The organism is Pedobacter frigoris, from assembly GCF_005116445.1.
In the GTDB taxonomy this organism is placed as follows: domain Bacteria; phylum Bacteroidota; class Bacteroidia; order Sphingobacteriales; family Sphingobacteriaceae; genus Pedobacter; species Pedobacter frigoris.
The window spans coordinates 251630-278240 of the sequence record NZ_SWBQ01000003.1 but is presented as its reverse complement, the minus strand read 5'-3'; the positions used below and the strand labels follow the sequence as shown (position 1 = coordinate 278240).

Here is a 26611-nt window from a genome sequence, read left to right as displayed (position 1 = left end):
TGAAAATATGTCTTTAGAAAATAAAAACCTGAAGGTCCTTGTAGTGGGCTGTGGCAATATGGGAGCATCCCACGCCATGGCTTATCATACATTGGAAGGTTTCGAAATTTGCGGGCTTGTTTCCACAGGTAATAGTAAGGTTGTTTTAAATGAAAAGCTGGGCGGAGGATATCCTCTATTCAGTGATTATTATGAAGCCCTTGCCGCAACAAAGCCGGATGCGGTATGTATCTCAACTTATCCGGATACCCATGAGGATTTCGCAGTGAAAGCCTTTGAAAACGGATGTCATGTTTTTATAGAAAAACCTTTGGCTGATACTGTTGAAGGTGCTCAGCGTGTAGCAGATGCGGCCGTTAAGGCAGGGAAAAAACTATTGGTAGGATATATCCTGCGCTATCATCCCTCTTGGGAAAAGTTTATCGAACTTTCACATGATATGGGTAAACCATTGGTAATGCGCATGAACCTGAATCAGCAAAGTCATGGTCCGAAATGGACTGTGCACCGTAACCTGATGAAGAGTCTGAGCCCAATTGTGGACTGTGCCGTACATTATATTGATGTGATGTGTCAGATGACGCGTTCTAAACCCATACAGGTAAATGCCATAGGCGCCAGGCTAACAGAAGATATCCCTGAATGGAACTATAATTACGGACAATTGCAGATCAGATTCGAAGACGGATCAGTAGGCTGGTACGAAGCCGGCTGGGGACCTATGGTTAGTGATAATGCATTTTTCATAAAAGATGTATTCGGCCCTAAAGGTGCTGTTTCCATTGTGGCTAAAAAAGCAGCTGCGGAAGGCAACTCGGACAACATAGACGCACATACCAAAACAGAATCTATAAAAGTTCATCATGCTGATCTGGATCAGCATGATGAGTTTACTAAAACTGATGACTGGATAGATTTGACAGACGAGCCCGATCACCAGGAATTATGTAATCGTGAACAGCGTTATTTCTTAAAAGCAATACAGAAAGATATAGACCTGAGTAACCCTACAGAAGATGCTATTAATAGCCTTAAGATCGCATTTGCATGTGATGAATCCGTAAAAACGGGTGCAGCAGTTATGTTGCAGGATTAATAATTAATGATTAAAAGAGATTATAAAATAAACGACATGATGAAAAAGCAATTATCTATTATTCTGCTCTTATGTACTTCAATTCTATTTTCCTGTCTGGCGCAGAAAAAATCAACAGGTAAGAAAGCTGATGTATTGAAAGTGATGTCATACAATGTGCATCACTGCAATCCTCCTGCAAAGCCCGGTGTAATAGATATTGATGCGATTGCTGCGGTAATTAATGAAGTTAAGCCTGATATAGTGGGCTTACAGGAAATCGATGTGAAAACAGGCCGTTCGGGTAAGGATATCAATCAGGCTCAGGAACTGGCAAAGAAAACAGGGATGAATTTCTTTTTTGGCAAGGCTATAGATCACGATGGAGGAGAATACGGAGTTGCATTGCTCTCAAAATATCCTGTTAGTGAAACCCAGGTCTATCACCTTACTTCACTGCCTGAAATTAAAGGAGAACCGAGGGTACTGATCACCGCAAAATTAACGCTCCCATCGGGAAGAGTGATCCGTTTTGGTAATACTCACCTTGATGCAGAAAGAGACCCGGCAAACAGAATGGCCCAGATTAAAGAGATTAATGCAATTGCAGAAAAGGAAGTGCTTCCTTTTGTAATTACGGGGGACTTTAATGCTTATCCTGAAAGTGACATCGTCAAGGAGATGGATGTGGTTTTTACAAGGACCTGTCAGACCTGCAAGCCTACCATACCTGCAGATAAGCCTTCAAGAAGCATAGATTTCATTGGGTATGGAAAAAAGCATTCCGTTATGGTCAGGGGACATGAAGTTATAGCAGCACCTGAAGCATCGGATCATTTGCCTGTAGCGGCTGTATTGGAGCTAAAGGCGGATTAATAAACAGTAACAGTGTAAATTATTTAACATTAGCGTTTTGTATCAAATAGCTGAAAATCTGTAGTGTTTGTTAACATTGATGTCTGGATGTGGAAAAAATGCCATTAGATTGTTTCATATTCATTTGGAGCAAATCCAATATTTACTAACTTTAGATCGTTATATCTAATAAATTTAAAATCTTAACGAAGAAAAACATGGAAAAATTCTCAAAATTGAAAGAACTAATCGCAGGCGTTGAAGCTGATGCTGACAAATTTTATAATTCAGGTAATGGTGCTGCTGGTACAAGAGTACGTAAAGCAATGCAGGATTTAAAAGGTCTGGCTCAGGAGATCCGTTCTGAGGTTACAGATAAAAAAAATGCTAAATAGTATTATTTTTGAGTCATATAGAAAGGCCGGCAATAATTTGTCGGCCTTTCTTGTTTTATACCCATTCATTTTATGCATTTATGAACCGGTTTGCTAAGTTGTTTGGAATAGCTTAAATTGTATAAGATACTGGAACAGTATTTGAAAAAAAGCTATTAAAAAATAAGACCATGAAAAAATTACTTTCACTCATTGCCATCTTCAGTCTTTGCTTAAACTTAAGTATGGCCCAAACAGTAGAAACTGCTGCGGCAAAAAAAGCGGCTACAGCTAAGGCTAAAAAAGAAGCAGCCAAAGCTAAGGCAGATGCAAAGAAAGCTGATAATGCTGCCAATACGACTAAAAAAGAGGTAACGGCCAAAGCAAAAAAGGATGCAGTAAAGGCTAAGACTACTGCAAAGGAGGTGACTACCTCTACAGTGAAATTGAAAAAAGACGGTACACCTGATAAAAGGTACACGTCTGTTAAAGAAGAAGTGAAACTTAAAAAAGATGGTACACCTGATAAACGCTTTATAAATAGTAGAGAAAAGGTAACAGAGTCGGTCAAAAAAACTACACCTCCTGCTTCTGTAGCTAAAGAAGTGAAAACTGTCAGAAAACAAGTTGACGCAGTTAATAAAGATTACAAGCCAACCGTAGACAGAGCAATGAAAGGTCCTGCTGGTGAAGTTATTTACACTGGTCCTCGTGGTGGTAAATATTACATCAATAAGAACGGAAATAAGACCTATGTAAGGAGAGAAGCTGAATAATCTTATGAATAGATTTTAAACAAGAAAGGCAACATATTAATGTTGCCTTTCTTGTTTAAATGCCTGCCCTTATACAAAAAAAGCTCCTAGTTTTCACTAGAAGCTTTTGCAGTACCCCGGAAGGGACTCGAACCCCTGACCCTCGGTTTAGAAAACCGACGCTCTATCCAGCTGAGCTACCGAGGCATTTCCCTTTCGGAGCGCCAAAGATATAAATTAGTGCGTATAAGCGCAAATCTTATTTGAGAATTTTATTTGAAGCTTTTTTGCTGATTTTAGACCTCAAAATCCTTAAATTTAAATCACAAGTTAAACCGTTAAAAATGAAAAGAATACAGGTCTTAATAGCGATGGTAGCCTGCCTGATTGGAGTTCCAATATTAGCAAAAGCGCAGGTAGTTAATAAAAATTACGATGAAAAATTAGCGAAAGAACTCAAGGCAGATGACTATGGAATGAAAAAATACGTTCTTGTTATTCTTAAAACAGGTAGCACAGGTACAATTTCCAAAACTACACAGGATAGCATCTTCAAAGGTCATATGGAAAATATCAACAGACTAGCTGCGGAAGGAAAATTAATTGTTGCAGGGCCATTGGGCAAGAATGAAATGAGCTACAGAGGGATTTTTATTTTTGACCTGGAGCAAATTGAAGAAGCTAGAAAACTTGTAGATACTGACCCGGTAATTAAAAGCAAAATAATGACTGCAGAGTATTTTCCATGGTATGGTTCAGCAGCATTAAAAGAAACCCTGAAGATCCATAGTAAAATAGAAAAGCAAAGCCATTAAATTGCTATTCTTTTTTGGGGAAACTGCGTAGTATGAGATAAAATGATGTGGAGGATGTAATCGTTGGAAGGATATGGCGTTAAAGCTGATTTTAGATCCTCAGTGCTACTAACGTCTGTCGATGGAGAGATGTACCCCATACCGTAAAACTTGCCCTCCTCAACTAAGAGACAGCTTTGCTCATCTTCCGTCCGTCCTTTATCAACCAATGCAAAAGAAGGAAGCATAGACTTCAAATGTTGCATCGCATATTTAACCCTGACATTGTAAGATGCTGCTGATTCTTTTCCTAAACATGCACCTGCACATCCCCCTTCAATATGAGCAGTACAGGAAGTTCTGTTTTTTTGAATAAAACAAAGCTTTTCGCATAATAAATGTTCCTTTATGAGCAATTTTAATAAATTATGTCCTTCGAGAATAGTATCAAAGCTATAAAGGGGTTGGGGATGAGTTTTGTGTTTATCAATGCCTAATCTAACATAACCCTTTTGGTTTTCAAACGCATACAGGGCATATTTTTGCTGGTAACGTTTTAAAGCACGGTTGTTTTCTGGCCAGAGCCTTTTAATTTCCGCTGCTTCTAGAATAAAAGCCATTAACTCGGTGCCGCAAATTTCAAAGTCAATACTAAAAATATCTTTCAGGAAATTTTGACGCTGCTTACTAATGTTATTCCCTGTAAAATGAGAGCAAACCCTTTTTTTAATTGACTTTGCCTTACCTATGTAAATAACTTTCCCTTTTTGATCCTTAAAGTAGTAGACCCCGGGACTTAAAGGCAGTTTTTCTACCTCAGATTTGGATAAGTTAGGGGGCAATGCCTGTTCTTTAGAACCCTTACTTAAAGATTTTGCAATTAGTCCTTCCTCATCTGAATTTAATAAGATCTTCAATAAAATAGCCGTAGCGGCAGCATCTCCGCCCGCGCGGTGCCTGTTGTTTATTTTAATGTTTAAAGCATCACATAGTTTACCAAGGCTGTACGAAACATGGCCAGGCAATAATTTTCTGCTCAATCTGACTGTGCATAGTTTTTTGCATTGTAGTTCAAATCCGCATTGTGACAATTCATGTCTGATAAAAGAAAAGTCAAAATTTACATTATGAGCGACAAATATTTTATCATGCAACAAATCATATATTTCAGAAGCTATCTGATCGAAAGTAGGTGAGCTCGATGTCATCTCATTGTTAATGCCTGTCAATGCCTCAATGTAAGACGGGATCTCCTGTTCGGGATTAATTAATGTTTCGAAAGTCTGGATTATAGATTCACCATCATGAACCAAAATGGAGATCTCAGTAATTTTATTTCCTGATGCAAAGCCACCGGTCGTTTCTATATCTACTACTGCGTACAACATGAATCTGTATTTTGAAATAATATTCTGTAAATATGCTAATAAAATTAGTAAAATACATGCGTAACTTATAATGATTTTTAAGGGTACGCAATATGTTTTAAATGTATTGGCATGTTAATCGCATATATTGTATAAATATAAAACGATATGCCCAGGAAAATATTAGCAGTGGATGACGATAATGATATAGTTGATATTATCAAGATTATATTGGAAGATGAAGGCTATGAGGTTTCTACATTAACAAACGGTAAAAATGTATTTAATGTGATTTCTTCATTAAGACCCGATCTGATATTATTGGACGTAATGTTGGGGGGTATGGATGGAAGAGATATTTGCAGGGCGATTAAAGAGCATGTAACATTTAGAAATATTCCTGTATTAATGATTTCCGCGAGCCATAATTTGCAGGGGCTTTTGAAACTCCCCGGTTCGCCGAATGACTTTCTTTCAAAACCTTTTGATATTGACAGCCTGGTGAAAAAGGTAAAAGCACAGTTTGCTGCTTAACTAAAACTGTACTAATTAGTGTATGTTATAGTACTAAATATCAGATAATAAAATCCGGTCTTTTTCTTGTATTTAAGTAGTTTCTATCTTTATTGGGTTGGTGAGAATTTTGTGAATAGGGCACTTATCCGCAATTTGCATCAAACGTTCACGTTCTTCTGTACTGATCGTACCGAGTAATTCAATTTTTCTGGTGATTACAGTTTCCTTGTTCATGTCTTTTTCATCACAAATGGCCAGGGATATTTTAATGCCATCCAACGCATAACCTTTGCGATCTGCATACATTCTTATGGTAATGGCAGTACAGCTCCCCAAACTGGCCAGTAGCAAAGCACCAGGATTCATGCCTTCATCTGAACCACCAATGGACTCTGGTTCATCGGCATAAATGAAATGCCCTCCAGCATAGATTTTTGTTTTGTATTGTGAGCGATCTAGTTCGGTAATTGCAGTGATTTGACTTGTCGACATAGGTGATTTTTTATAAAGCTACAATATATAAACGTTTGATGAATTTTTGTTTAAGATTAAAGGTGTAATGAGAGATTTAATAATGAATCGATAACAATAATATATCAGTTATTTAAAACAGCGGAAACTTTTTATATCGAGATTTGTTATCACAATAACTAACCAGGTATCAATATGTTAAGTAATTATCTCAACTTTCAATTCGACGTGCAGGGAAAACCTGTAAATGGGTTCTGTATGCAAATACAAGATGATTTTCATGAGACGTATGCAGTGATATTAGACGGATACCATTCTTTTTGTGTCTGGCTGGATTCGTCGTCAACCTGGAGGTTTTCAAGGCATACCAGCGTAGAGCCAGGTATTCTTGACCAGATTATCAGCAAACTCAGCACAACTAAGGAAAATTAACTTTTATCCAAAGAACATATAACAAAGACCTATAGCTGTACATACCCCCACTAAGTCAGCCAACAACATAGCTCCAATAGCATAGCGCGTATTTTTGATGCTCACTGCACCAAAATAAACAGCAACCACGTAGAAAGTGGTGTCTGAAGCCCCCTGGAATATTCCTGAAAGCCTGCTTGCAAAAGAATCAGGTCCGTAAGTTTCCATTGTACTTACCATCATTCCGCGTGCGGCACCACCACTCAATGGGCGGATCAACGCGGTAGGCAATCCTTCAACAAACCTGGTATCTGCACCTAAAAATGCAAAGCCACTTTTTATTGCACCAATCACTACATCAAATGTCCCGCTTGTGCGAAGCAGTGAGATGGCAACGAGCATGCCTACAAGGTAAGGCACAATCTTAATCGCTGTATCAAAACCATTCTTTGCGCCATCAATAAAAGCGTCAAAAACATCTATTTTTTTATATAGTCCACCTAAAATAATCAGGAGGATGACCAGCAGTATAAGTCCATTGCTAAGCATTCCTGAGAATGATTTGATGCCATCTGCATTCAAAGAAACAATATAAAGCACCAGCAGCGCTATTACAAACGAAATGCTCAATACCCATATGATGATCACCGGTTGAAGGATGTTTATCTTTTGTTTAAATGAAACAATAAGCATTGCTGCAATGGTTCCGACAAATGTCACAATCAAACATGGAATGAATATATCTGTAGGATTTGATGCATTCTGTGAAGCGCGGATTGCAATTACACTGACAGGGATCAGATTGAGGCCCGCTGCGTGTAAACATAAAAACATAATCTGGGCATTTGAGGCAACGTCTTTACTTGGATTAAGTTCCTGTAAACTTTCCATAGCCTTTAATCCAAAGGGGGTAGCAGCATTATCCAGACCTAATAAATTGGCTGAGAAATTCATGATCATATGACCCATTGATGGATGTCCTTTTGGGATATCAGGGAAAAGTTTTGAAAAGAATGGCCCCACGATTCTGGACAACAAACGAATACCGCCAGCTCTTTCGGCAATGCTCATGAGCCCCATAAAGAAAGCTAAAATACCAATCAGCTTTAAACAAAGTTCAACAGCAACCCAGCAGGTTTGAATAACGCCGTCCAATTTTAAAGGGTTTGCTGCATCATCAGCCTTACCGATCACCATCCAATTGAAAATATCACTTTGTCCGAAAAAGAAACACTTTATGCTGGCAACGACAATTGCTACGATAATAAAAGCCGACCAGATTCTACTTAATGCCATTTGGTTGATTTAGTTTTAGGCTGTTAAAGTAATGTTTTTTAATAATATTTCCTTGTTGCTTTACACGATGGCATTATGGTTTTTCATCGGTGAGTTCAAATCCCCATGTTTTACCTTTTTCAGTGGCAGGTATTCCGGTAACCATCCATATAGGTGCTTTTGCACCTTTAAGATAGTAATCAAAGAATTGCTGCTCGCGAATCTGAATATCCTTCCTGTTTTGTCGCTGAACCAGATTATGTGCTTCATTGTTATAATTTAACATCCACACAGGTTTGCCAAGTCTTCTCAGTCCTGTAAACATTTCTATACCCTGATACCATGGCACTGCACCATCGGCATCATTTGCCATGATCACCACAGGGGTATTTACTTTGGGCAGTGCGAACAATGGAGAGTTCTCTATATAAAGTTCAGGTTTTTCCCATAAAGTAGCCCCAATTCTGCTTTGGGTTTTCTCGTACTGGAACTGTCTGTTCATACCGCTTTCCCATCTTATGCCTCCATATGCCGAAGTCATATTGACTACCGGTGCACCTGCCCATGCTGCCGCATACATATTGGTTCTGGTGATCAGATGTGCAACCTGATAGCCACCCCAGCTTTGTCCCTGTATTCCAATCTTGGTTCCATCTATCCAGGAGTTTTTCTTAAGTGATTCTACACCTGAATTGATGAATTCTTCAGCAGATTTTCCCGGATATCCTTTCTCATAGCTGATATCCGGAGCAAAAACAAGATAGCCGTTGCTTACAAAATATGGAATGTTCAAACGTGATGGAGTAGGGGCCGGGGCCTGGTAAGTATATAACCCATCTGATAGTTTTTCATAGAAATAGACGATCATAGGATACTTTTTAGCAGGATCAAAATTCTCCGGTTTATAAAGAATTCCCTGTGACTTATATCCTTTAGGTGTACTCCAGGTTACCAGTTCAGAAGTTCCCCAATTATAACTCTGTTGTTGTGGATTTGTATTGCTTAATTTAGTTTCTGTTTTCAGGTCAACTGAAATATATACATCAGGGGAGGCGATGTAGCTGCCTTTGTCGAAGATGTAACGTTCTGCATCTTTTGCTTTAACCAAGCCAGAGTATTTAACTTTCCCCATCACAACCAGCTCAGGACTTTTGGAATCTCCGATGTGGGTCTTATAGAAACCGCTTTCCTTAGTGGCATTGTTGAGGGCATCCAGCCAGATCAACTCTTTTTTTGACAAAAAGCGACTTTCTGGATCTGTTTTTTCATAGCGGAAAGTAATCGTGCTTTGTCTGCCGTAACCATTAGTGATGTTTTTTGGAGCTCCTTTTCCATCTGGATTGAATTCCCAGATGTCATACCTATCGTAAATCAGCACAGACTTATCCTCCTCAGTCCAGGCTGCTATTCCATAAGGTGACGGTTCATCTGGCACATCGTTTTCTTCATCTACAAACTTAACATTGAGCCCGGTATTTAATTGGGTTACTTTCGCAGTAAGGATATTGTAAGTAAACCAGTATCCTGATTTTTTATCAAAATAGATGATATATTTTCCGGCGGGAGAGCTAAAAGCCATTCCGGAAAGACCTTCGATAATTTTCTTCTTAGCGCCGTTCTTAGTATCAACTAAATAGAAATCCCTGATAGAATTACCAGTCCACTGAGACTGAACGCGGTTATTAAAATCTGTAGAGGCTAAAACCAAATTGGAATTCCCTTCATCTATTATTGTTGCATCCGGTAGTTTTTCATCTGTTAACCGAACGATTTTTACGTCACTATTAAAAATCTCTATGGAAGAAAGATAAGTTCTCTTAGACTCACGATCTGCATTCTTCAATTGCATTGGCTGCAGGTAATCATCTTTATAACTCCATACATCCAGTTTCGCATTTTCAAAATCTATAAGGGTGGTATCTTTTGGCTTTTTTATAGGAGCAAGGCCAAAGAATAATTTATTGCCATCTTTACTGAATGTGAGTTTTCCATCAGGACTAACAGCCCATTTTGCAGGTAGCCCTGGAATGTCATTGTCTACCAGAATTTGCGCAGTATCCAGCGACAGTGAATTATAATAAACAAAATAGTCTTTTATTTCCTGTTTCTCAGGGCTTCTTTCGCCAAGAAATGCTAATGATTCACTTTCCTCATCAAATGTAAAACCTTTAAATGTTCCCTTACCATTTACAAGAGTCTTTATAGTGCCCTTTTCAGTATTTAATAAGAATACTCCGGCCTGGACAGCCTTATCTTTTTTAGCGCCCGTACAGGCAAATGCCAGCTGCTTTCCATCTTTACTGAAAATGTACTCACTTACATATTTAAATGTCCTTTCAGTTCCGGTAGTCAGATTTCTAAAGATAAGGTCGGTACCTTCCTGTTTAGCGGAGCTGGTCTCATCTTCGGCGAAAAAGATATCACTGTCCTTTTTGGGCTCTGCCGGGTTTCCAGTTGAAGGTTTTTTTGTAGTATCAACTGGCTTGTCCAACTGATAAGCCAGTATAGCAATGCCGTTTTCAGGCATTTTAAATGATTTTACCCTAGCCATTTTAACTACAGTCATACTAGTCAGATTGGCTATGCCAAGAGAATCCTTTGTCATCTCATCCGGTTTTTTCTTTTTAATTTTAGCCTGACGGATTGTGGCATAAAAAGGTTTAATGCTGAAAACGGCAAATTTTGAATCTGGACTAAACTGAACATTTTCTGCTCTGTTTACTTTAATCTTTGCTCCGGAAGTTAAATTGTTTAAATACAATGTGCCATCACCCTCTTGCTGACTTATACCATGGCCTGCCCAGACTCCGTTATTAGAAAGTTTTTTTGATGCTATTGATTCCCAGCTATCATATACGGTATGGTTCAGCGGTTTTTTCTGAGCAAAAGTTAAACTCGCAACTAATAAAAGGGTAAGCGTAAAATATTTGTGCATAACTATAAAAATGTTTTGGTTTAGTTTTATCCCGAAGCTTAAAAATTGTAAAATTTTAAGACATATTTATAATGTACGCCAAATTTTACATAATTAAAACCTATTAGCAGGATTGCATAAAAAAAGGAAGCACTGTTGATGCTTCCTTTTGTAGATTATAATAAGTCTATTGACTATTTCTTTTTTTGCTGTATTTGAGCCTGTTGTTGCTGACGCATATAGTCTTCTAACTTGGCACTAAATCCAGATTTCTTTTTCTTTTCTACTGGCTTTGCTTTATTCTCTTGTAAGGTTTTGTGAATTTTATCATCATCAACCATTGATTTGATCAGGAACTGCTGAGCAAATGTAAGCATGTTTGCCAGGAAGTAGTAATAGTTCAATCCTGAAGGGTAGCTATTCAAAACACCTAAGAATACGATTGGCATGATGTATCCAATGTATTTCATCTGCCCGCTTGCACCAGAGATCTGGTTGTTAAAGTAAGTGTATATTAATGTTGAAATGGTCATCAACACACACATTAAACTTAAGTGGTCACCGATAAAAGGAATAGTAAAACCAAACTTGATGAAGTCGTCATAAGTCGAGAGATCCTTCATCCACAGGAAGCTTTCACCTCTTAATTCAAATAGATTTGGAAAGAAGAAGAAGAAAGCCATTACAAATGGCAATTGCAATAACATAGGTAGACAACCTCCTAAAGGATTTACGCCGACCTGCTTATACAGTTTTAAATATTCCTGTTGTAATAAAGTCGGATTGTCTTCACCAACCTTGGCTTTAATCACATCCATCTCAGGCTTCAAAATTCTCATTTTTGCCATAGAAAGGTATGATTTATAGGTAAGTGGAGACATGGCCACTTTAAGCATTATGGTTAAGACCAGGATGATCAGACCATAATTCCATCCGAATCCTTCAAGGAAGTTAAATACAGGTAATACAATGAATCTGTTGATGTATTTCAACGGCCAGTATCCCATATCTACCTGCTTTTCTATTTCATGGCCCTGAGCTTTCAACGTAGAAAACTTATTGGTTCCGAAATAGAATTTCATGGCATAGTTTTGCGCAGAAAGCTGGTTGAAGGCCAATTGCATATTCGCACCGTACCATTTTATCTTGCCAGGCTCGGTACTCACTTTCACTTCCAGATCGCCTTTTTCAAAAGGAATTGCAGGAATAAGGACAGCAGAGAAGAAGTGTTGTTTGAATGAGAACCATTCAATTTTTCCTTCTTTCAGATCTTCTTTCACATCTTTTGCAACATTCAGGTAATCAGGATTTTCATTTAAATATTTGTAATATGGTGCTGAATGTTCCTGTTCCTTCTTGCCAGATTTCTCTTGTTCAAGTAAAGTAGCTTCCCAGTTTAAGGTGATGGTATTTCCCTGAACAATCTGATTTAACCCATTTAAATTGATATTGAAATCAACGTTACTGGTATTTGGCTTTAAGTCATAAAGGTATTCAATATATTTATCGCCGGAGTAATTGGCTTTCATGCTAATGCTGCTGCCATTTTTAACTGCCGTAAAATAAAGATCATTGGTGTTTACTATTTTTCCGCCGATATTCAGATTCAAGCCAAATTTATTCTCATTGCCATCGAATAGAATAACAGGCTTTCCATCATATGTTTTTTGTCCCTTAACCTGAACAGATAAGATCTTACCGCCTTTATTTGTAAGGGTCAATTTCAACAGTTCATTTTCTAAAACTGAAGTTTGATTAGTTCCATTGATATTGCCGCCAAATGGGCCTTTCAAAGCTGAAGAATCTACTGTAGATGCTGTAGCTGTAGCAGCAGGTGCAGGAATGGCCGGCTTATTTGCAGTCGCCTTTTTTATTGAATCAGCAGCAATTCTTTCGTTTTCTTTTTTAATTTCTGCCTCACTTGGCTTGAAAAAGTAAAAAGAACCTGCCAGAACGATCATGATCAGGAATAATCCTGTAAACGTATTTCTATCCATTATTGTTAATTAAACGCGTATTATTTTATTTTCTTCTTCGCAAACTCCATCGCAGCGGCGACAAATTTAACAAAAAGTGGGTGAGGATTAGCAACTGTTGATTTTAATTCCGGGTGAAATTGCCCCCCAACAAAGAAAGGATGATTTTTAAGCTCCACAATTTCAACCAATCCGCTTTCAGGATTTACACCGGAAGCGATCATCCCAGCTTCTTCATATTGCTGTAAGTAGGCATTGTTGAATTCGTAACGATGTCTGTGACGTTCAGTAATGTGTGCTTTTCCATAGGCTGCAAAAGCTTTGGTTCCTTTTTTAAGGTCACATGGATAAGATCCCAAACGCATGGTACCACCTTTATTGGTGATGCTTTTCTGATCTTCCATCATATTGATTACCGGATGTTCAGTTTCTTCATTAATTTCAGTAGTATTGGCATTTTTTAATCCCAATACGTTTCTGCCATACTCAATTACAGAACACTGCATTCCTAAACAGATGCCGAAGAACGGAACATTATTTTCGCGAACATATTTAATGGCATCGATCTTTCCTTCAATACCACGGCTTCCAAAACCAGGAGCTACCAATAAGCCGTCCAGATGGCCCAGCTTCTCTTTCACATTTTCAGGATATACCTCTTCAGAGTGAATGTACTGTACACGTACTTTACACTCATTTTTTGCTCCTGCATGAACAAAAGATTCTGTAATAGATTTATAGGCATCAGGAAGCTCTACATATTTACCTACAACACCTATAGTTACCTCAGCAGTTGGGTTTTTTAAACGACCTAGAAAGTCTTTCCAACTTTCCATATCTGGCTCATTTTTTTGAGCCAGCTTCAACTTACTCAATACTGTCTTGTCCAGCTGCTCTTTCATCATCAACAGAGGAACCGAATAGATAGAAGAGGCATCGATAGATTCAATAACGGCATTTACATTTACATTACAGAACAATGCAATTTTCTTACGGATATCCTGGTTAATGTGGTGTTCGGTACGACAAACCAAAATATCTGGTTGTATACCATATTCTAATAAAGCTTTTACAGAGTGCTGTGTAGGCTTTGTTTTTAGTTCACCTGCCGCTGCAAGATAAGGTACAAGGGTTAAGTGAATTACAATCGCATTGTTTGCACCTTCTTCCCATTTGAATTGACGTACAGCTTCAATAAAAGGCAAAGACTCAATATCACCTACAGTTCCACCCAATTCAGTGATTACGATATCATATTTACCGCTTTCACCCAAAATACGCATGTTTCTTTTGATCTCATCTGTGATGTGAGGTACTACCTGAACAGTTTTACCCAGATATTCACCTTGTCTTTCTTTATTGATGACATTCTGGTAAATACGACCTGTTGTAATGTTATTTGCCTGTGAAGTTGGAACATTCAGAAAACGCTCATAATGACCAAGATCAAGGTCTGTTTCAGCACCATCTTCTGTAACGAAGCATTCGCCATGCTCGTAAGGGTTTAAGGTTCCCGGATCAATATTGATGTAAGGGTCGAACTTTTGGATGGTTACACTGTAGCCGCGTGCTTGTAATAACTTGGCTAATGAAGCGGAGATGATGCCCTTTCCTAAAGAGGAAGTAACACCGCCCGTAACAAAAATATACTTAGTCATGTTTGTGAGTTTCTGATATAAAAGCAGTTTTTATGCTGCTATTATTGTTTTTGTACGGGATACAAAGTTAGCAAATAAAACTGAAGCGTGATGGCTATTTTTTGAAATAATAACCAAAAGAAAAACTGCGCTCTAAGGCGCTAAAAGTTAAAATGTTAGAGTAAAAACCCGTACAGTTGTTTTTTGATGTCTTCTGGTTTTTGCTTTTTATCGCCGCTGTAACGACCAAAAATCTCGATGATTTTTTTCATTTCCTTCTCTGTGTCCGCCTTTTTTGCTTTCGGTTCCACGATTTCCGCATCAGAAGTTAGAAAGGCATCTACCTTGGTTGCAAACCATGTAGTATTGTATCTCGGAATAGCAAGCCCAAGGATCATTCCCGGTAAGCCACTAAAGCCTTCAGGTCCTCCTTTTAGTAGAATTTCATCTGTATAAAAGGCCACAACATAAACAGTGTCATTAATTCTCCCAATTGCCTTTCTGCATTCATATCCTGCAATTGTTCGCACATCATGCATAATTTTCCAGTCTAAAACTGGTATCGTATCATGAAGCAGATAGTCCTCTCCAAAATAGTTCTTCTTCATCAGCCTTTTTGATTTGCTATAATCTGCATAAAGCTCATTAGACGCTTCAGAATTAAACATGAACATCATTCCGGTATTCTCTGTTTCCTTTTTTTTAGGTTTATAAAGAGAGGTGCTCTGATTGAAATAAAGCTCCCATGAACTGACATTATACTTTTGCATCCTTTCTTTGGCTTCGTCAGGAATATCAATATCCGCCAGGCTCCTTTGTACATTGACTTTCTTTTCAAAATTAATCTTCCCATTAGGAATAAATACCTGCTGAGCTCGGACACTCGAAAATATCAGACCCAGAAAAAACAAAATAACAGATGTTTGTTTCATTCTATTTAATTGATTTTGTACTAAAATTACCACTTAAATTCCAATTAATACCAAGTAATGCATATCTCGGAATGTAGCTGTAAGTATTTTCACTGATCACATTTCCGCCAACATACCTGTCATATCCTATTTTCTGATTAAGAATATCTGTAACTGTTAATTTTATTTCCAGCGATTCGCTTTTCAATAGTTTTGTAGACAGGTAACAGTTCCATATCGCTATATCGAGGTCCTTATCAAATGAAGCATTAGCTGGTCTGTACGACAGTGAAATGGTTGAATTGAATTCAAAGTGATAGGGCAGTTGCATGGTTCCTGAAAACTCATGATTATGACTTAAGCTTTTTCCGTCATTAATTCCTCCAATGGATGAAGATCCATACATGAAATTAGCGGAGGGGGAGTAGCTCAGATCCAGCTTCGGAGTGTAATAGCTAAATGAACTTCTTAGGTTGTATTGATTGTTCCTCGTTTTATTTGTCGTGAAATTTATAATAGATAACCTGTTTGAGGTGTTAAAGCCTACATCAACACCCAGCCTGAAATTTAATTTGGTAAAGCCCTTGGAGTAGCCAAGATTCCCGGATAAAGAATTGATGCCGTTGAGATTTGTATAACTTGAAATTCTTTTATTAAACTCATCTACAATTTCTGTGTTGACTATGCCATTGGTTGTAAAGCCATAATTAATGCCGCCAGATATATATTCCTCTGATTTAAACTGAAAACCACTATAATACAGCGAGAAGTTATTGGTAAAAGAAGGTCTGAGCGCAGAATTACCAATGATTTGAAGCAATGGGTTGTTCAATTGCCGTACCGGTTGCAACTGATCCATACTTGGCTGCTGCATGTAGCCGTTGTAGTTTAAAGACAGGCTTTTATTTCCACCCATTCTATAATTTATATTTGTACTTGGAGCAAGGTTCAGGTATTTCCTGTTAAAATCATTCTTGCGATCCAGATCTTTTAATTCAAACCTGGTACGTGTAGCTTCCATCCCGGTAGATATCGAAAACTTATTTACCCGGTATTGCATGACCATTCGCCCAACATTAGAAAAGTTAATGAATTTAAAGTTGTTGCTCAACGAGTCGATTTTTTTGATCACATCATCAGATACCAGGAGATAACTGTTAGACGAAATTGTTTTAAAGCTATAGGAAGCTTCCATGGCCCAGTTTTTTGATATTGGTTCCGTATAATTAATTCTTGCCCCAATGGAATTTTTACTGCTGGAATTGTCTTTGTTCAGATTGATTTTTTCCGTACGGTTCAAATTTCCACCATCGTCATAATATCTTGTGGTATTGATACTCTGTTCTATACTGCTGTTGTTCTGGCTTTCCGGCTGGATGTCAACGGATAATGTACGTCCTTTTTTCTCAAACCGTTTAGACCAGTTGATGTTTCCATTAAATCCTTCCCCTTTTCCATTGCCTGTATTTGCCTGATTATTCTGACTGATAAAAAAGCCATTTTCCGTACGTGTATCTGTATATCCGATTGAATTATTGTTATTTCTGCTGTTTTTTGCACCAAAGGCTACTCTTAATGTTGTCAACGAATCTATAGTGAAGTTGTACCCGGCTTTTATATTCTCTCCGGCAGTTTTTGTATCGGTTTGATTATTTCCTGAACTGATGAATACATTTCCATTTGGCAAGAGTTCTGTAGAATGTGAGGTTTCCCGGTTGTAGCTTTTATAATCAAAACCCTTGGTATTCAGTTTTATACCCATTTTGTTTTTATAAAATTTATCTGAGAAATGTGCCCCGATATTTAAATTGTTAGGTAATCCTGACCCACCTGAGTAATAATCGTCATCATCTTCCATGCCTGTGGAATACATAATAGAACTGCCGTCATCACCAACCTGGATAACGTCATAATCCTCACCCTTTAATTTTCTCATGGAATTGCTGATTTTCGACTGGTTGTCCAGATTTGATGAAGTCCCAAATACAGCTGCTTTGAGTTTGCTTTTGAAGATTCCAAACATACCTCCATAATCTCTGAACTGATTTGTACCTGCGTTTGCATCAAGTGTGCTGATATAGCCATTTTTGGCATTTTCCTTTAACTTGATGTTAATCGTTTTGTTTTTTATCCCATCATCAATGCCAGTAAGCTCGGCATTTTTACTTTTTTTATCATAAACCTGTATTTCATCTACTGCATTTGCTTTTAGATATTTTGTTGCGAGAAGGGGGTCGTCACCGAAAAACTCGTCGCCATCTACAAGCACCGTTTCTACTTTTTTTCCTTGCGCTTTTATGCTTCCGTCTGGATTAATAACTATACCCGGTAATCGCTTTAAAAGTTCCTGCACATTGGCATTAGAGCGTACGGCAAAACTATCTGCCTGAAATATAAGTGTATCTCCTTTCATTCTTACTGCACGCTTTGTGGCTTGTATGACTACCTCGTTTAAAAGCTTGGATTTTAGATCCATGCTGATTTTTCCAAGATTTAATGAGGAGGTGTCGGACAGGCTTATAGTGGTTATATAGTCCGCCATTTTGGGATAGGTTACCAATAATGTATAGCTACCTCGGTTGATGTTATTGAACACAAATTTACCTGTCGCATCCGTTCTCACTGTTTTAACCAAAATTGAATCAGATGATCTGATCAGTAAAACAGAACAGTTTAGCAGTCCCTTTGTTTCCACGGAATCTGTTACTACCCCCCGAATATTAGCTTTTTGGGCATATAGACTATGAAAAGCTAACGTAAGAAGCAGTACCAGTAAAAAGCTTTTTAGCATAAAAAAATATGATTTTGAGGCGTATGGAAAACGAAAATACTCTTTTTAATGATCTTTTAGAAATAGAAAAAATAATACAAAAAAAAGCCCGGAAATTCCGGGCTCTTCATTAAAGTATATTTGGTTAGAATATTTCAGGTTGATTTATGAATAGTAATTACGTGGTTCGTTTTCTTTCATTATATAAACATAATACTAAATTTAAAATAATCATAATATTATTTCAATTTTTTTGAACAAAGATTGCATAATGTGCGCTGGTTAAGAAAAAACAGTGTTTTTTGTAAGGATGTTATTTTTTTGCCTGACTCGTGATTTTACAGCAATTGTAATAGGTCTTAACTTTTTTATCCTTTGCGGACCAGCCAATGTACATCTTGTTTTCCTTGCCTAATCTATAGATAAAGCCATTCAACTGGCTTTTTTTTAGCTCCTCATAAAACCCTTTATCTGGTACATATTGATCTGGAACTTCATTTTCCATAATAGCAGGTTCCATAAAGTTTTCTTCATCAAAAAAACGATCCAGTTCCTCATTCAAAAACTTGGCCTGATTCTTTTTCTTTTTAAGGTCTATCGTAGCGTCGTAATTTTTAAATAAATCATCAGCTTTAATGGCTTCTTCATAAACAAGGTTTCCTTCAAAAGAAGTAATAGTAAAAATGAGCTTTGTTTCTTTAGACGAATTTACATCAAGTTTCACTTTAAACGTGTCAGATTTTAATGAATCACTAAAGGGCCTGGTTATGGTTTTTTCAATGTTACTAACGTTTTCAGTACCTGGGCTATTAGAGGAATTGCATGATGCAAAAAGGCAAATGAGCAACAATGAATAGATGAAAATATGTTTCATATTAAACATTTATTTTATTCAGGTCTTCAGGCGTGTCAATTGATATTGTTTCGATATCTGTGATCTTGGTTTGAATGCTGTAACCGTTCTCTATCCATCGCAGCTGCTCCAGGCTTTCAGCTGTTTCCAACGAAGAAGGAGGTAGCTTCGTAATCTCAAGCAGAGCAGAGCAGGTATATCCATAGATGCCTATATGTTTATAAAACTGACGCTTATCCATCCACTGACCGGCTTCAGTACCTCTTATATAGGGGATGGTCTGCCTGCTGAAGTAGATTGCCTGCTGACTGGCGTTAACTACAACTTTTGGAATATTTACATTGAACAGATCTTCTTCTGTTGTGATCTTTTTAATCAAGGTGGCCAGTTTCACATCTTTATTGCGGAAGCATGAAATTAACAATTCTATCTGGAGTGGGTCAATGTACGGTTCATCTCCCTGGATATTAATAACAGCATCAAATCCTGAAATAGCTGCGATCACCTCTGCACAACGATCCGTACCACTTAAATGGGCATCAGATGTAATGATGAAATTCCCGCCAAAGTTTTTAACCTCATCTGCAATGCGGTCATCGTCCGTCGCCACTATCACTTCCGTAAGCCCATGAGCTTTTTTTGCCTGCTCATAAACTCTCTGGATCATGCTTTTGCCATCAATTTGCACCAATGGCTTTCCTGGGAAACGTGTTGAAGCATATCTGGCTGGTATGATCCCTAGAATTTTCATTTTAAAACAGACCGTTTATTTCTGCTTCGATTGATTGTATAATTGTTCCCAGGTCCTCAGGGTTGTTGGTGAAATCCAACCTGTCCTTATCCAATATCAATAACTTACCGAGTTTATAGTTTTTTATCCAGTCTTCATATTTTTCGTTCAGCTTGGATAGGTAATCGATGCGAATACTTGCTTCATATTCACGCCCTCTGCGCTGTATATTGTTTACAAGCGTGGGCACTGAAGCCCTCAGGTAAACCAGCAAATCCGGCGGTTTAATGAAAGAGGTAACGTTTTCAAAAATTGATTTATAGTTTTGATGATCCCTGGTCGTCATCAGGCCCATTTCATGGAGGTTATCAGCAAAGATGTGCGCATCTTCATAGATTGTACGGTCCTGTATCACATTTCTGTTGAAATTCTGGATGTCTACAATTTGCTGAAAGCGGCTGTTCAGGAAGTAGATCTGAAGATTAAAGCTCCATCTCTTCATATCGCTATAGAAATCTTCCAGATAAGGGTTATTGTCTACAGCTTCGTAGAGGGCTTCCCATCCGTAATTTTTTGCCAGCAACCCTGTTAAAGTTGTCTTTCCTGCACCAATATTCCCAACTATAGCTATATGCATGTTATTAAAATGATTTAAACCCGATTAGTGATCTTACTTCTTTAATTGTTTTTTGTGCACTTTCTCTTGCTTTTAAGGCACCGTGTAGAGCCACCTGACGCAAATATGAGCTGTCTTTAGAAAGCTCCTCTATACGCTCGCGGATAGGTGAGTTAAATACAATCATATCCTCGGCAAGTTGTTTTTTGAAGTCACCATAACGGATCGCCATTTTATTATAAAGTTCATCAAAATGCGTTAACGTATCTGGTGTAGAAACAATTTTCATGAGGTCAAACAAGTTTTGAATTGCTTCTGGCTTAGCCTGATTTTCTTCAGTTGGCCCCCCATCAGTCACTGCTCTAGATAATTTTTTACGGATGATATCCGGACTATCTGCTAAATAAATGCAGTTTCCATCACCGCTGGATTTACTCATTTTTCCTTTTCCATCCAAACCGGGAACCTTTACTAGATTCTCGGCATAATTAAAAGCAAAAGGCTCAGGGAAATATTCTGAATTGTAAAGCCTGTTAAAACGATTTCCAAATGTACGGGTCATCTCCAGATGTTGCTCCTGGTCTTTTCCAACCGGCACCTTAGTAGCCCTGTGTATCAGGATATCAGCCGCCATAAGGGTAGGGTAGGTCAATAAACCCGCATTTACATTGTCGGGTTGTGCCCTCACTTTATCTTTAAAAGAAGTACTGCGTTCCAGCTCGCCCATATAAGCGTTCATATTCAGGTAAAGATACAATTCCGCAACTTCAGGGACATCAGATTGTACATAGATGGTTGATTTTTCCGGATCAATTCCGCAGGCAAGATATTCAACCAATACATGTCTTACATATCCATGCAGATCCTGGGGAGTCGGATGAGTAGTCAGGGAGTGCAGATCTGCAATAAAAAAATAGCAATTATAATCATGCTGCATTTTTACAAAATTGGTTACTGCACCAAAATAATTACCTAAATGTAATTGTCCTGTAGGACGTATACCACTAACTACCGTTTCTTTCATCTTATTTTAATTAAAACTGAAAAATCAATTGTGATTTTATTGGCCCGAAAATAATAAAAAACAATCCATTTCGTACATAGCTACCTATTTTTTATGAATTTCATGCACAATACTTAAATAACTTTATCTAAGTTTGGATTTGATGATTACTCTCTTAAGGCACGTACACCGCTTATATTCTGTATTGATTATTCTGGTATTCTCTATACTTTTTTATCCGTTCTATTATTATGCATCCAGAAAACCAGAGCGGTATCTCTTATTGAACAGGTTTCGTAAACTAAACAGTCATATATGCAGCTTTCTGATAGGAGTCTATTACAGGTTCGATTTTGAAGTCCCTCTGGAAAAGGGCAAGACGTATATTTACTGTGCCAATCATACTTCCAATCTTGACATCATGATCCTTTGTATCCTTGCAAAAGGCAGGTTTCATTTCATGGGAAAGCAGGAGTTATTGGAGAATCCTGTTTTGAAGATTTTTTTTAAGACCATAGATGTTCCGGTAAACCGCGACAGCAAAATATCTGCATTCAGGGCTTTTAAAAAAGTGGGAGACAACCTTGAACAGGGTATGAGCCTGATCATTTTCCCGGAGGGAAAAATTGACAACCATTATCCTCCTAAATTGGTACACTTTAAAAATGGACCTTTCAGACTGGCTATTGAAAAGAATATCGCGATAGTTCCGGTGAGCATGACCGATGTATGGAAAAAGATGTGGGATGACGGTGTTAAGTATGGAACACGCCCGGGTTTATGTCATATTTACGTTCATAAACCTATTTCTACTAAAGAATTGAATATTGATGACTCAGATTTGCTGAAAGACCGTATTTTTGAATTAATTAACAATAAACTTGTTCATAGATGAATATAGATAAGCAAACCATAAATAAAGTTGCAGATTTAGCGAGAATAGCAATCGAGGATAAAGAAGTGGACACTTTGATTGTCGATATGAATAAGATCCTGACATTTATGGAGAAACTAAATGAGTTGGATACCACCGGTGTACAGCCTTTGGTATATATGAATCAGGAAGAAAATGTCTGGCGCGAAGATGTTGTAAAGCAGGAGATCAGTGTAGAAGACGGACTGAAAAACGCTGCTAAACACAATGAAAGTTTTTTCTTCGTGCCAAAGATCATCGAAAAATAACCCAATTATTGCCCTTTCTGTAACATTCAAAGACAGGCAGATGTCTAAAACCTAAAAAAAGCCATGGAGAAAGTATCGATGAATGATAAGCCACTAATAAATATTAAAGATATCGGTCGTAAATATGTAATCGGTGCTGAAGTCATCCATGCTTTGAAATCTGTGACCCTTAATATCCATAAAGGAGAATTCGTGGCGCTAATGGGCCCTTCAGGTTCAGGGAAATCAACCTTGATGAACATCCTCGGATGTCTTGATACACCCAGCAAGGGAGAATATGTTTTAAACGGAACAAACGTAAGTCAGATGACTGAAAATGAACTGGCTGAAGTCCGTAATAAGGAGATAGGTTTCGTTTTTCAAACTTTCAATCTTTTGCCAAGATCTACATCTTTAGATAATGTTGCACTTCCTTTGATCTATGCCGGTGCCAATAAAAAAGAAAGAGATGCAAGAGCTCAGAAAGCACTTGAAAATGTAGGTCTGGGCAATAGGGTTACGCATAAACCTAATGAGCTGTCCGGTGGTCAGCGTCAGCGTGTAGCGGTGGCCCGGGCTTTAATCAACAATCCCTCAATAATCCTGGCCGATGAGCCTACAGGAAATCTGGACACCAAAACATCAATAGAAATCATGGGACTCCTGGAAGAAATTCATAGTAAAGGCAATACGATTATCCTGGTGACGCATGAGGAGGACATCGCGCAACATGCGCACCGTATTGTAAGGATGAGGGACGGTTTAATAGAAAAGGATTACCAAAATACAGATGTAAAAACAGTATCTCCACGTTTATCAGATCTTCAGAAAACTGGAAGTGATTTTGAAAAAATAGATTAATATTTCTTCATGAAGATATATACAAAAACAGGTGACAAGGGATTGACTTCCTTAATTGGTGGCACCCGGGTTCCGAAATTTCACATTCGTATTGAATGTTATGGAACCGTAGATGAGCTGAACTCATACATTGGTTTGATCATGTGCCAGCAGATAAATCCTCATCATCAAAAAATCCTTAAAGAAATTCAGGACAGGCTATTTACTGTAGGTGCATCTCTTGCTGCCGATCCTGAGAAATCCAGAATGAAAATCCCGGACCTCCATGATAGTGACATTACGTTATTGGAGCAGGAGATGGATCATATGAATGAGCAACTTCCGGAATTGAAGCATTTTGTCCTTCCTGGCGGAAATACAGTGGTTTCTTACTGTCATATAGCCAGATGTATCTGCAGGAGAGCAGAGCGTCTCACTGTACATTTGGCATCAGATAGTTATGTTGACGAAAAAATGACCATATATTTAAACCGTTTAAGTGATTATTTATTTGTTTTGGCACGAAAACTGAATTCAGATGCTGGGACGGAAGAAAATATCTGGCTTCCCAGACTTTGATTGGGGCATTAATTGATGCTTTAAAAAGGTTGAAAAAAAAGTTTGTTTTGCTCAGGTTTTTTAATATACTTTTGCGAATAAATTAAGAATAACTAAATAGTATAAGAAATATGTATTGGACATTAGAACTCGCATCGCATTTGGAAGACGCTCCATGGCCTGCAACAAAAGATGAATTGATTGATTACGGTATTCGTTCTGGAGCACCTGTTGAGGTAATTGAGAACTTACAAGCTTTGGAAGATGATGGCGAACCATATGAAACTATAGAAGAAATATGGCCAGATTATCCTACAAAGGATGACTTCTTCTTTAACGAAGACGAATATTAACCATAAGAAAATAAAAAAAGCCCCAATAAAATGGGACTTTTTTTGTTTTTGGAATGATGATTGTTTATGATTTGTCATGGAAGTGTTTGTGCTTCCTTACATCTATCTAAAAATTTATAACTAAAAATTAAACGTTATGGGAAATCTACTTTATCTAGTTGCCGTGGTATTAGTAATACTGTGGGTTATTGGCTTCTTTTTTCAAGGCTTCGGTCCAAATGTTGGTGGATTAATTCACATCTTATTAGTTATTGCAGTTATTGCGATCATCCTAAAGGTTATAAACAGGGCAGCTTAGTAAAAGGCCTTAGACATAATTTAACCTGAATCTCGTAAGGGGCTTTGATTAGTAATCAAAGCCCCTTTTTTTTAGAAATATGGCTGCGATTTCCAGATCTTCCTGGAACGTGATTTTAATATTTTCTCTTTCTCCTTCAATAATTTTGATTTCAAAACCTGAGTGCTCGACTACTGAGGCATCATCGGTAAAATCATTCCTGTAAGGTTTTTGATAAGCTTTTTTCAACAAATCGACATCAAATGTCTGTGGCGTTTGTATCAATAAAAGGTCATTCCTGTTTAATGCCTCAGTTTTATGTGGGTTGATCACCTTTCGTACAGAGTCAGTAGGAGCGACACCTAGAATGCAGTTTCCCTCCAATTCTGCCTGTTTATAAGATTTTTCTATGAGGTCGGTAGAGATCAATGGGCGTACTGCATCGTGTACAGCAACCACACCTTTTCCTTTGATATATTTTAAACCGTTTTTAACGGAATGAAATCTTTGCTCACCTCCTTTTACCACCTGATGAGGAATATTGAAGTTGTAGGTTTGGCACAATTCTTCCCAATAACCATGCTGGTGTATGTTTAAGACTAAAATGATTTCAGGATTCAGTACACATTTGTAAAATGTCTGAATGGTATGCATCAGTACCGGCATGCCATTCAGTAATAAGAACTGTTTGGCGACAGCACTTTTCATCCTGTTTCCAGTACCGCCGGCAACTATAATGGCATAATGTTTCATTTTGAAATGTCTTTAAACAAAAATAGGAGATTTAAATCATTATAGATTCAAATCTCCTATCTCAAAAAATTAATTATTGTGATTAGATGATCAGCATGGCATCACCATAGCTGTAAAAACGATATTTTTCTTTTAAAGCTACTTCATAAGCATTTCTTACATAGTCATAACCACCAAATGCACTAACCATCATCAATAATGTTGATTCAGGTGTATGGAAATTCGTGATCATTGAGTTTGCAATACTAAAATCATAAGGAGGGAAGATAAACTTACTTGTCCAGTCATTCGCTGCTTTTAAAGTTCTGTTTGAAGAAACAGCGGATTCAATAGCACGCATAGAAGTTGTACCTACCGCACAGATTTTTCTTTTTTCCTCTATCGCTGTATTTACAATATCAGCATCTTTTTGTTCAATAATGAATTGCTCTGAATCCATTTTATGCTTGGTTAGATCTTCAACCTCGACAGATCTGAAAGTACCAAGTCCAACGTGCAAGGTAACTTCTGCAAAGTTAATTCCTTTAAGTTCCAAGCGCTTCATCAGCTCTCTGCTGAAATGCAGGCCCGCTGTTGGAGCAGCTACAGCACCCTCGTGTTTAGCGAAAATAGTTTGATAACGTTCTTTATCCTGAGCAGTTGCTTTACGTTTGATGTATTTAGGCAATGGTGTTTCTCCTAAGATTTCAATGTTTTTTCTGAATTCTTCGTCAGTACCGTCAAATAAGAAACGAATAGTACGTCCGCGTGATGTAGTGTTGTCCACCACTTCAGCAACAAGAAGGTCATCATCACCGAAATACAATTTATTTCCAACACGGATTTTACGGGCCGGATCTACCAGGACATCCCAGAGACGTAATTCTTTATTCAGTTCACGCAACAAAAAAACTTCAATAGTAGCACCTGTTTTTTCTTTATTGCCATAAAGGCGTGCAGGAAAAACTTTGGTGTTGTTTAATATCATTACATCCTTGTCATCAAAATAACCTAAAATATCTTTGAATATTTTATGTTCAATTTTGCCGCTGTCCTTGTGCAAAACCATTAAACGGGCTTCGTCCCTTTCATCTGAAGGATTATTGGCAACTAATGATTCAGGTAAATTAAACTTAAACTGAGATAACTTCATATTTTTCGATGTGATAATTAAGGGCGCAAATTTACAAAATATAATCTTTAATTTTATAATTAACTTATTTGAACCTAAGTCATTTGTTTATAAAATTAGCAACTGGTTTTTACCATGATCATATCTGGTATACATTAAACAGGGAGTAAACAAGGAGTATACACGCTTTCAACCCGCTGAAAAGCGGGTGTACTTCCTATGTATTCCCTAAATAATGCTCTTATAACCTAAACA

27 protein-coding genes and 1 tRNA gene are annotated in these 26611 nt (G+C 37.7%); 13 read left to right on the top strand and 15 right to left on the bottom strand.

The window, feature by feature from the left end; all coding sequences use genetic code 11:
• Window positions 1-7: 7 nt before the first annotated feature.
• The 4 genes from FA047_RS11950 to FA047_RS11935 all read left to right on the top strand — a co-directional run bounded on the left by FA047_RS11950 (window position 8) and on the right by FA047_RS11935 (window position 3080).
• The gene (locus FA047_RS11950; protein WP_136836301.1) at window positions 8-1096 is read left to right on the top strand and encodes a Gfo/Idh/MocA family protein; all 1089 of its coding nucleotides are present in this window, start codon (window positions 8-10) and stop codon (window positions 1094-1096) included.
• A 36-nt stretch (window positions 1097-1132) separates the two neighbouring features.
• Window positions 1133-1951 carry an endonuclease/exonuclease/phosphatase family protein gene (locus FA047_RS11945; RefSeq protein ID WP_205943301.1) on the top strand — a complete coding sequence of 273 codons (819 nt, stop codon included), beginning with the start codon at window positions 1133-1135 and terminating at the stop codon, window positions 1949-1951.
• A gap of 197 nt (window positions 1952-2148) precedes the next feature.
• The gene (locus FA047_RS11940) at window positions 2149-2325 is read left to right on the top strand and encodes a histone H1 (protein ID WP_136836300.1); all 177 of its coding nucleotides are present in this window, start codon (window positions 2149-2151) and stop codon (window positions 2323-2325) included.
• Between the two features lie 170 nt (window positions 2326-2495).
• Window positions 2496-3080, top strand: a complete 585-nt coding sequence (locus FA047_RS11935) for a hypothetical protein (RefSeq protein ID WP_136836299.1) — start codon at window positions 2496-2498, stop codon at window positions 3078-3080.
• A 112-nt stretch (window positions 3081-3192) separates the two neighbouring features.
• Here the strand turns inward: FA047_RS11935 and FA047_RS11930 are convergent.
• A tRNA-Arg gene (locus FA047_RS11930) sits at window positions 3193-3266 on the bottom strand.
• A gap of 137 nt (window positions 3267-3403) precedes the next feature.
• Between FA047_RS11930 and FA047_RS11925 the strand changes: the two genes are divergently transcribed.
• Window positions 3404-3874, top strand: coding sequence for a YciI family protein (locus FA047_RS11925; RefSeq protein ID WP_136836298.1), 471 nt, complete (start codon window positions 3404-3406; stop codon window positions 3872-3874).
• On the opposite strand, the gene FA047_RS11920 is transcribed toward FA047_RS11925, so the two are convergent.
• Entirely contained in the window at window positions 3871-5241 is a 1371-nt protein-coding gene (locus tag FA047_RS11920) for an exonuclease domain-containing protein (RefSeq protein WP_136836297.1), read from the bottom strand. The two genes, FA047_RS11925 and FA047_RS11920, sit on opposite strands and share 4 nt — an antisense overlap.
• A 147-nt stretch (window positions 5242-5388) precedes the next feature.
• Between FA047_RS11920 and FA047_RS11915 the strand changes: the two genes are divergently transcribed.
• Complete coding sequence (locus FA047_RS11915) at window positions 5389-5754, top strand: response regulator (RefSeq protein WP_136836296.1); 366 nt, start codon at window positions 5389-5391, stop codon at window positions 5752-5754.
• 72 nt (window positions 5755-5826) lie between these two features.
• Here FA047_RS11915 and FA047_RS11910 read toward each other — a convergent pair whose 3' ends face one another.
• Window positions 5827-6228 (bottom strand): OsmC family protein, encoded by a 402-nt coding sequence (locus tag FA047_RS11910; RefSeq protein WP_136836295.1) that lies wholly within the window; start codon window positions 6226-6228, stop codon window positions 5827-5829.
• A 237-nt stretch (window positions 6229-6465) separates the two neighbouring features.
• Here FA047_RS11910 and FA047_RS20515 point away from each other — a divergent pair, with 237 nt between their 5' ends.
• Window positions 6466-6639: a hypothetical protein gene (locus tag FA047_RS20515; RefSeq protein ID WP_169304395.1), complete on the top strand. Its 174-nt coding sequence runs from the start codon at window positions 6466-6468 to the stop codon at window positions 6637-6639.
• Window positions 6640-6642: 3 nt separating this feature from the next.
• Here FA047_RS20515 and FA047_RS11905 read toward each other — a convergent pair whose 3' ends face one another.
• The 10 genes from FA047_RS11905 to trpS all read right to left on the bottom strand — a co-directional run bounded on the left by FA047_RS11905 (window position 6643) and on the right by trpS (window position 21324).
• On the bottom strand, window positions 6643-7914 hold the full coding sequence (locus FA047_RS11905) for a nucleoside recognition domain-containing protein (protein WP_136836294.1): 1272 nt from the start codon (window positions 7912-7914) through the stop codon (window positions 6643-6645).
• Window positions 7915-7987: 73 nt separating this feature from the next.
• Window positions 7988-10828 (bottom strand): alpha/beta hydrolase family protein, encoded by a 2841-nt coding sequence (locus FA047_RS11900; RefSeq protein WP_136836293.1) that lies wholly within the window; start codon window positions 10826-10828, stop codon window positions 7988-7990.
• A 173-nt stretch (window positions 10829-11001) separates the two neighbouring features.
• Window positions 11002-12804: a membrane protein insertase YidC gene (yidC, locus tag FA047_RS11895; RefSeq protein WP_136836292.1), complete on the bottom strand. Its 1803-nt coding sequence runs from the start codon at window positions 12802-12804 to the stop codon at window positions 11002-11004.
• A gap of 20 nt (window positions 12805-12824) precedes the next feature.
• A complete protein-coding gene (locus tag FA047_RS11890) occupies window positions 12825-14441 on the bottom strand; it encodes a CTP synthase (protein WP_136836291.1) in 1617 nt (538 codons plus the stop codon).
• A gap of 155 nt (window positions 14442-14596) precedes the next feature.
• On the bottom strand, window positions 14597-15352 hold the full coding sequence (locus FA047_RS11885) for a GLPGLI family protein (protein WP_136836290.1): 756 nt from the start codon (window positions 15350-15352) through the stop codon (window positions 14597-14599).
• Window position 15353: 1 nt separating this feature from the next.
• Entirely contained in the window at window positions 15354-18122 is a 2769-nt protein-coding gene (locus tag FA047_RS11880; RefSeq protein ID WP_136836289.1) for an outer membrane beta-barrel protein, read from the bottom strand.
• 292 nt (window positions 18123-18414) lie between these two features.
• Window positions 18415-18975: a hypothetical protein gene (locus FA047_RS11875; protein WP_136836288.1), complete on the bottom strand. Its 561-nt coding sequence runs from the start codon at window positions 18973-18975 to the stop codon at window positions 18415-18417.
• Between the two features lies 1 nt (window position 18976).
• Entirely contained in the window at window positions 18977-19705 is a 729-nt protein-coding gene (gene kdsB / locus FA047_RS11870; protein ID WP_136836287.1) for a 3-deoxy-manno-octulosonate cytidylyltransferase, read from the bottom strand.
• A gap of 1 nt (window position 19706) precedes the next feature.
• A complete protein-coding gene (locus FA047_RS11865; protein ID WP_136836286.1) occupies window positions 19707-20321 on the bottom strand; it encodes a deoxynucleoside kinase in 615 nt (204 codons plus the stop codon).
• 4 nt (window positions 20322-20325) lie between these two features.
• Complete coding sequence (gene trpS / locus FA047_RS11860; RefSeq protein WP_136836285.1) at window positions 20326-21324, bottom strand: tryptophan--tRNA ligase; 999 nt, start codon at window positions 21322-21324, stop codon at window positions 20326-20328.
• Between the two features lie 142 nt (window positions 21325-21466).
• On the opposite strand from trpS, the gene FA047_RS11855 reads away from it, so the two are divergent.
• The 6 genes from FA047_RS11855 to FA047_RS11830 all read left to right on the top strand — a co-directional run bounded on the left by FA047_RS11855 (window position 21467) and on the right by FA047_RS11830 (window position 24513).
• Window positions 21467-22198, top strand: a complete 732-nt coding sequence (locus FA047_RS11855) for a lysophospholipid acyltransferase family protein (RefSeq protein WP_136836284.1) — start codon at window positions 21467-21469, stop codon at window positions 22196-22198.
• Window positions 22195-22485, top strand: coding sequence for an Asp-tRNA(Asn)/Glu-tRNA(Gln) amidotransferase subunit GatC (gatC, locus tag FA047_RS11850; protein ID WP_136836283.1), 291 nt, complete (start codon window positions 22195-22197; stop codon window positions 22483-22485). The genes FA047_RS11855 and gatC overlap by 4 nt, the downstream gene beginning before the upstream one ends.
• 78 nt (window positions 22486-22563) lie before the next feature.
• Complete coding sequence (locus FA047_RS11845) at window positions 22564-23325, top strand: ABC transporter ATP-binding protein (protein WP_136836642.1); 762 nt, start codon at window positions 22564-22566, stop codon at window positions 23323-23325.
• Window positions 23326-23334: 9 nt separating this feature from the next.
• Window positions 23335-23883, top strand: a complete 549-nt coding sequence (locus FA047_RS11840) for a cob(I)yrinic acid a,c-diamide adenosyltransferase (RefSeq protein ID WP_136836282.1) — start codon at window positions 23335-23337, stop codon at window positions 23881-23883.
• 110 nt (window positions 23884-23993) lie between these two features.
• Complete coding sequence (locus FA047_RS11835) at window positions 23994-24215, top strand: DUF2795 domain-containing protein (protein WP_008240955.1); 222 nt, start codon at window positions 23994-23996, stop codon at window positions 24213-24215.
• Window positions 24216-24351: 136 nt separating this feature from the next.
• Entirely contained in the window at window positions 24352-24513 is a 162-nt protein-coding gene (locus FA047_RS11830; protein WP_131596424.1) for a lmo0937 family membrane protein, read from the top strand.
• 48 nt (window positions 24514-24561) lie between these two features.
• Here FA047_RS11830 and FA047_RS11825 read toward each other — a convergent pair whose 3' ends face one another.
• Both FA047_RS11825 and queA read right to left on the bottom strand, forming a co-directional pair.
• Window positions 24562-25245 (bottom strand): 2-C-methyl-D-erythritol 4-phosphate cytidylyltransferase, encoded by a 684-nt coding sequence (locus FA047_RS11825; protein ID WP_136836281.1) that lies wholly within the window; start codon window positions 25243-25245, stop codon window positions 24562-24564.
• An 82-nt stretch (window positions 25246-25327) separates the two neighbouring features.
• Window positions 25328-26377 carry a tRNA preQ1(34) S-adenosylmethionine ribosyltransferase-isomerase QueA gene (gene queA / locus FA047_RS11820; protein WP_136836280.1) on the bottom strand — a complete coding sequence of 350 codons (1050 nt, stop codon included), beginning with the start codon at window positions 26375-26377 and terminating at the stop codon, window positions 25328-25330.
• Between the last annotated feature and the right edge of the window lie 234 nt (window positions 26378-26611).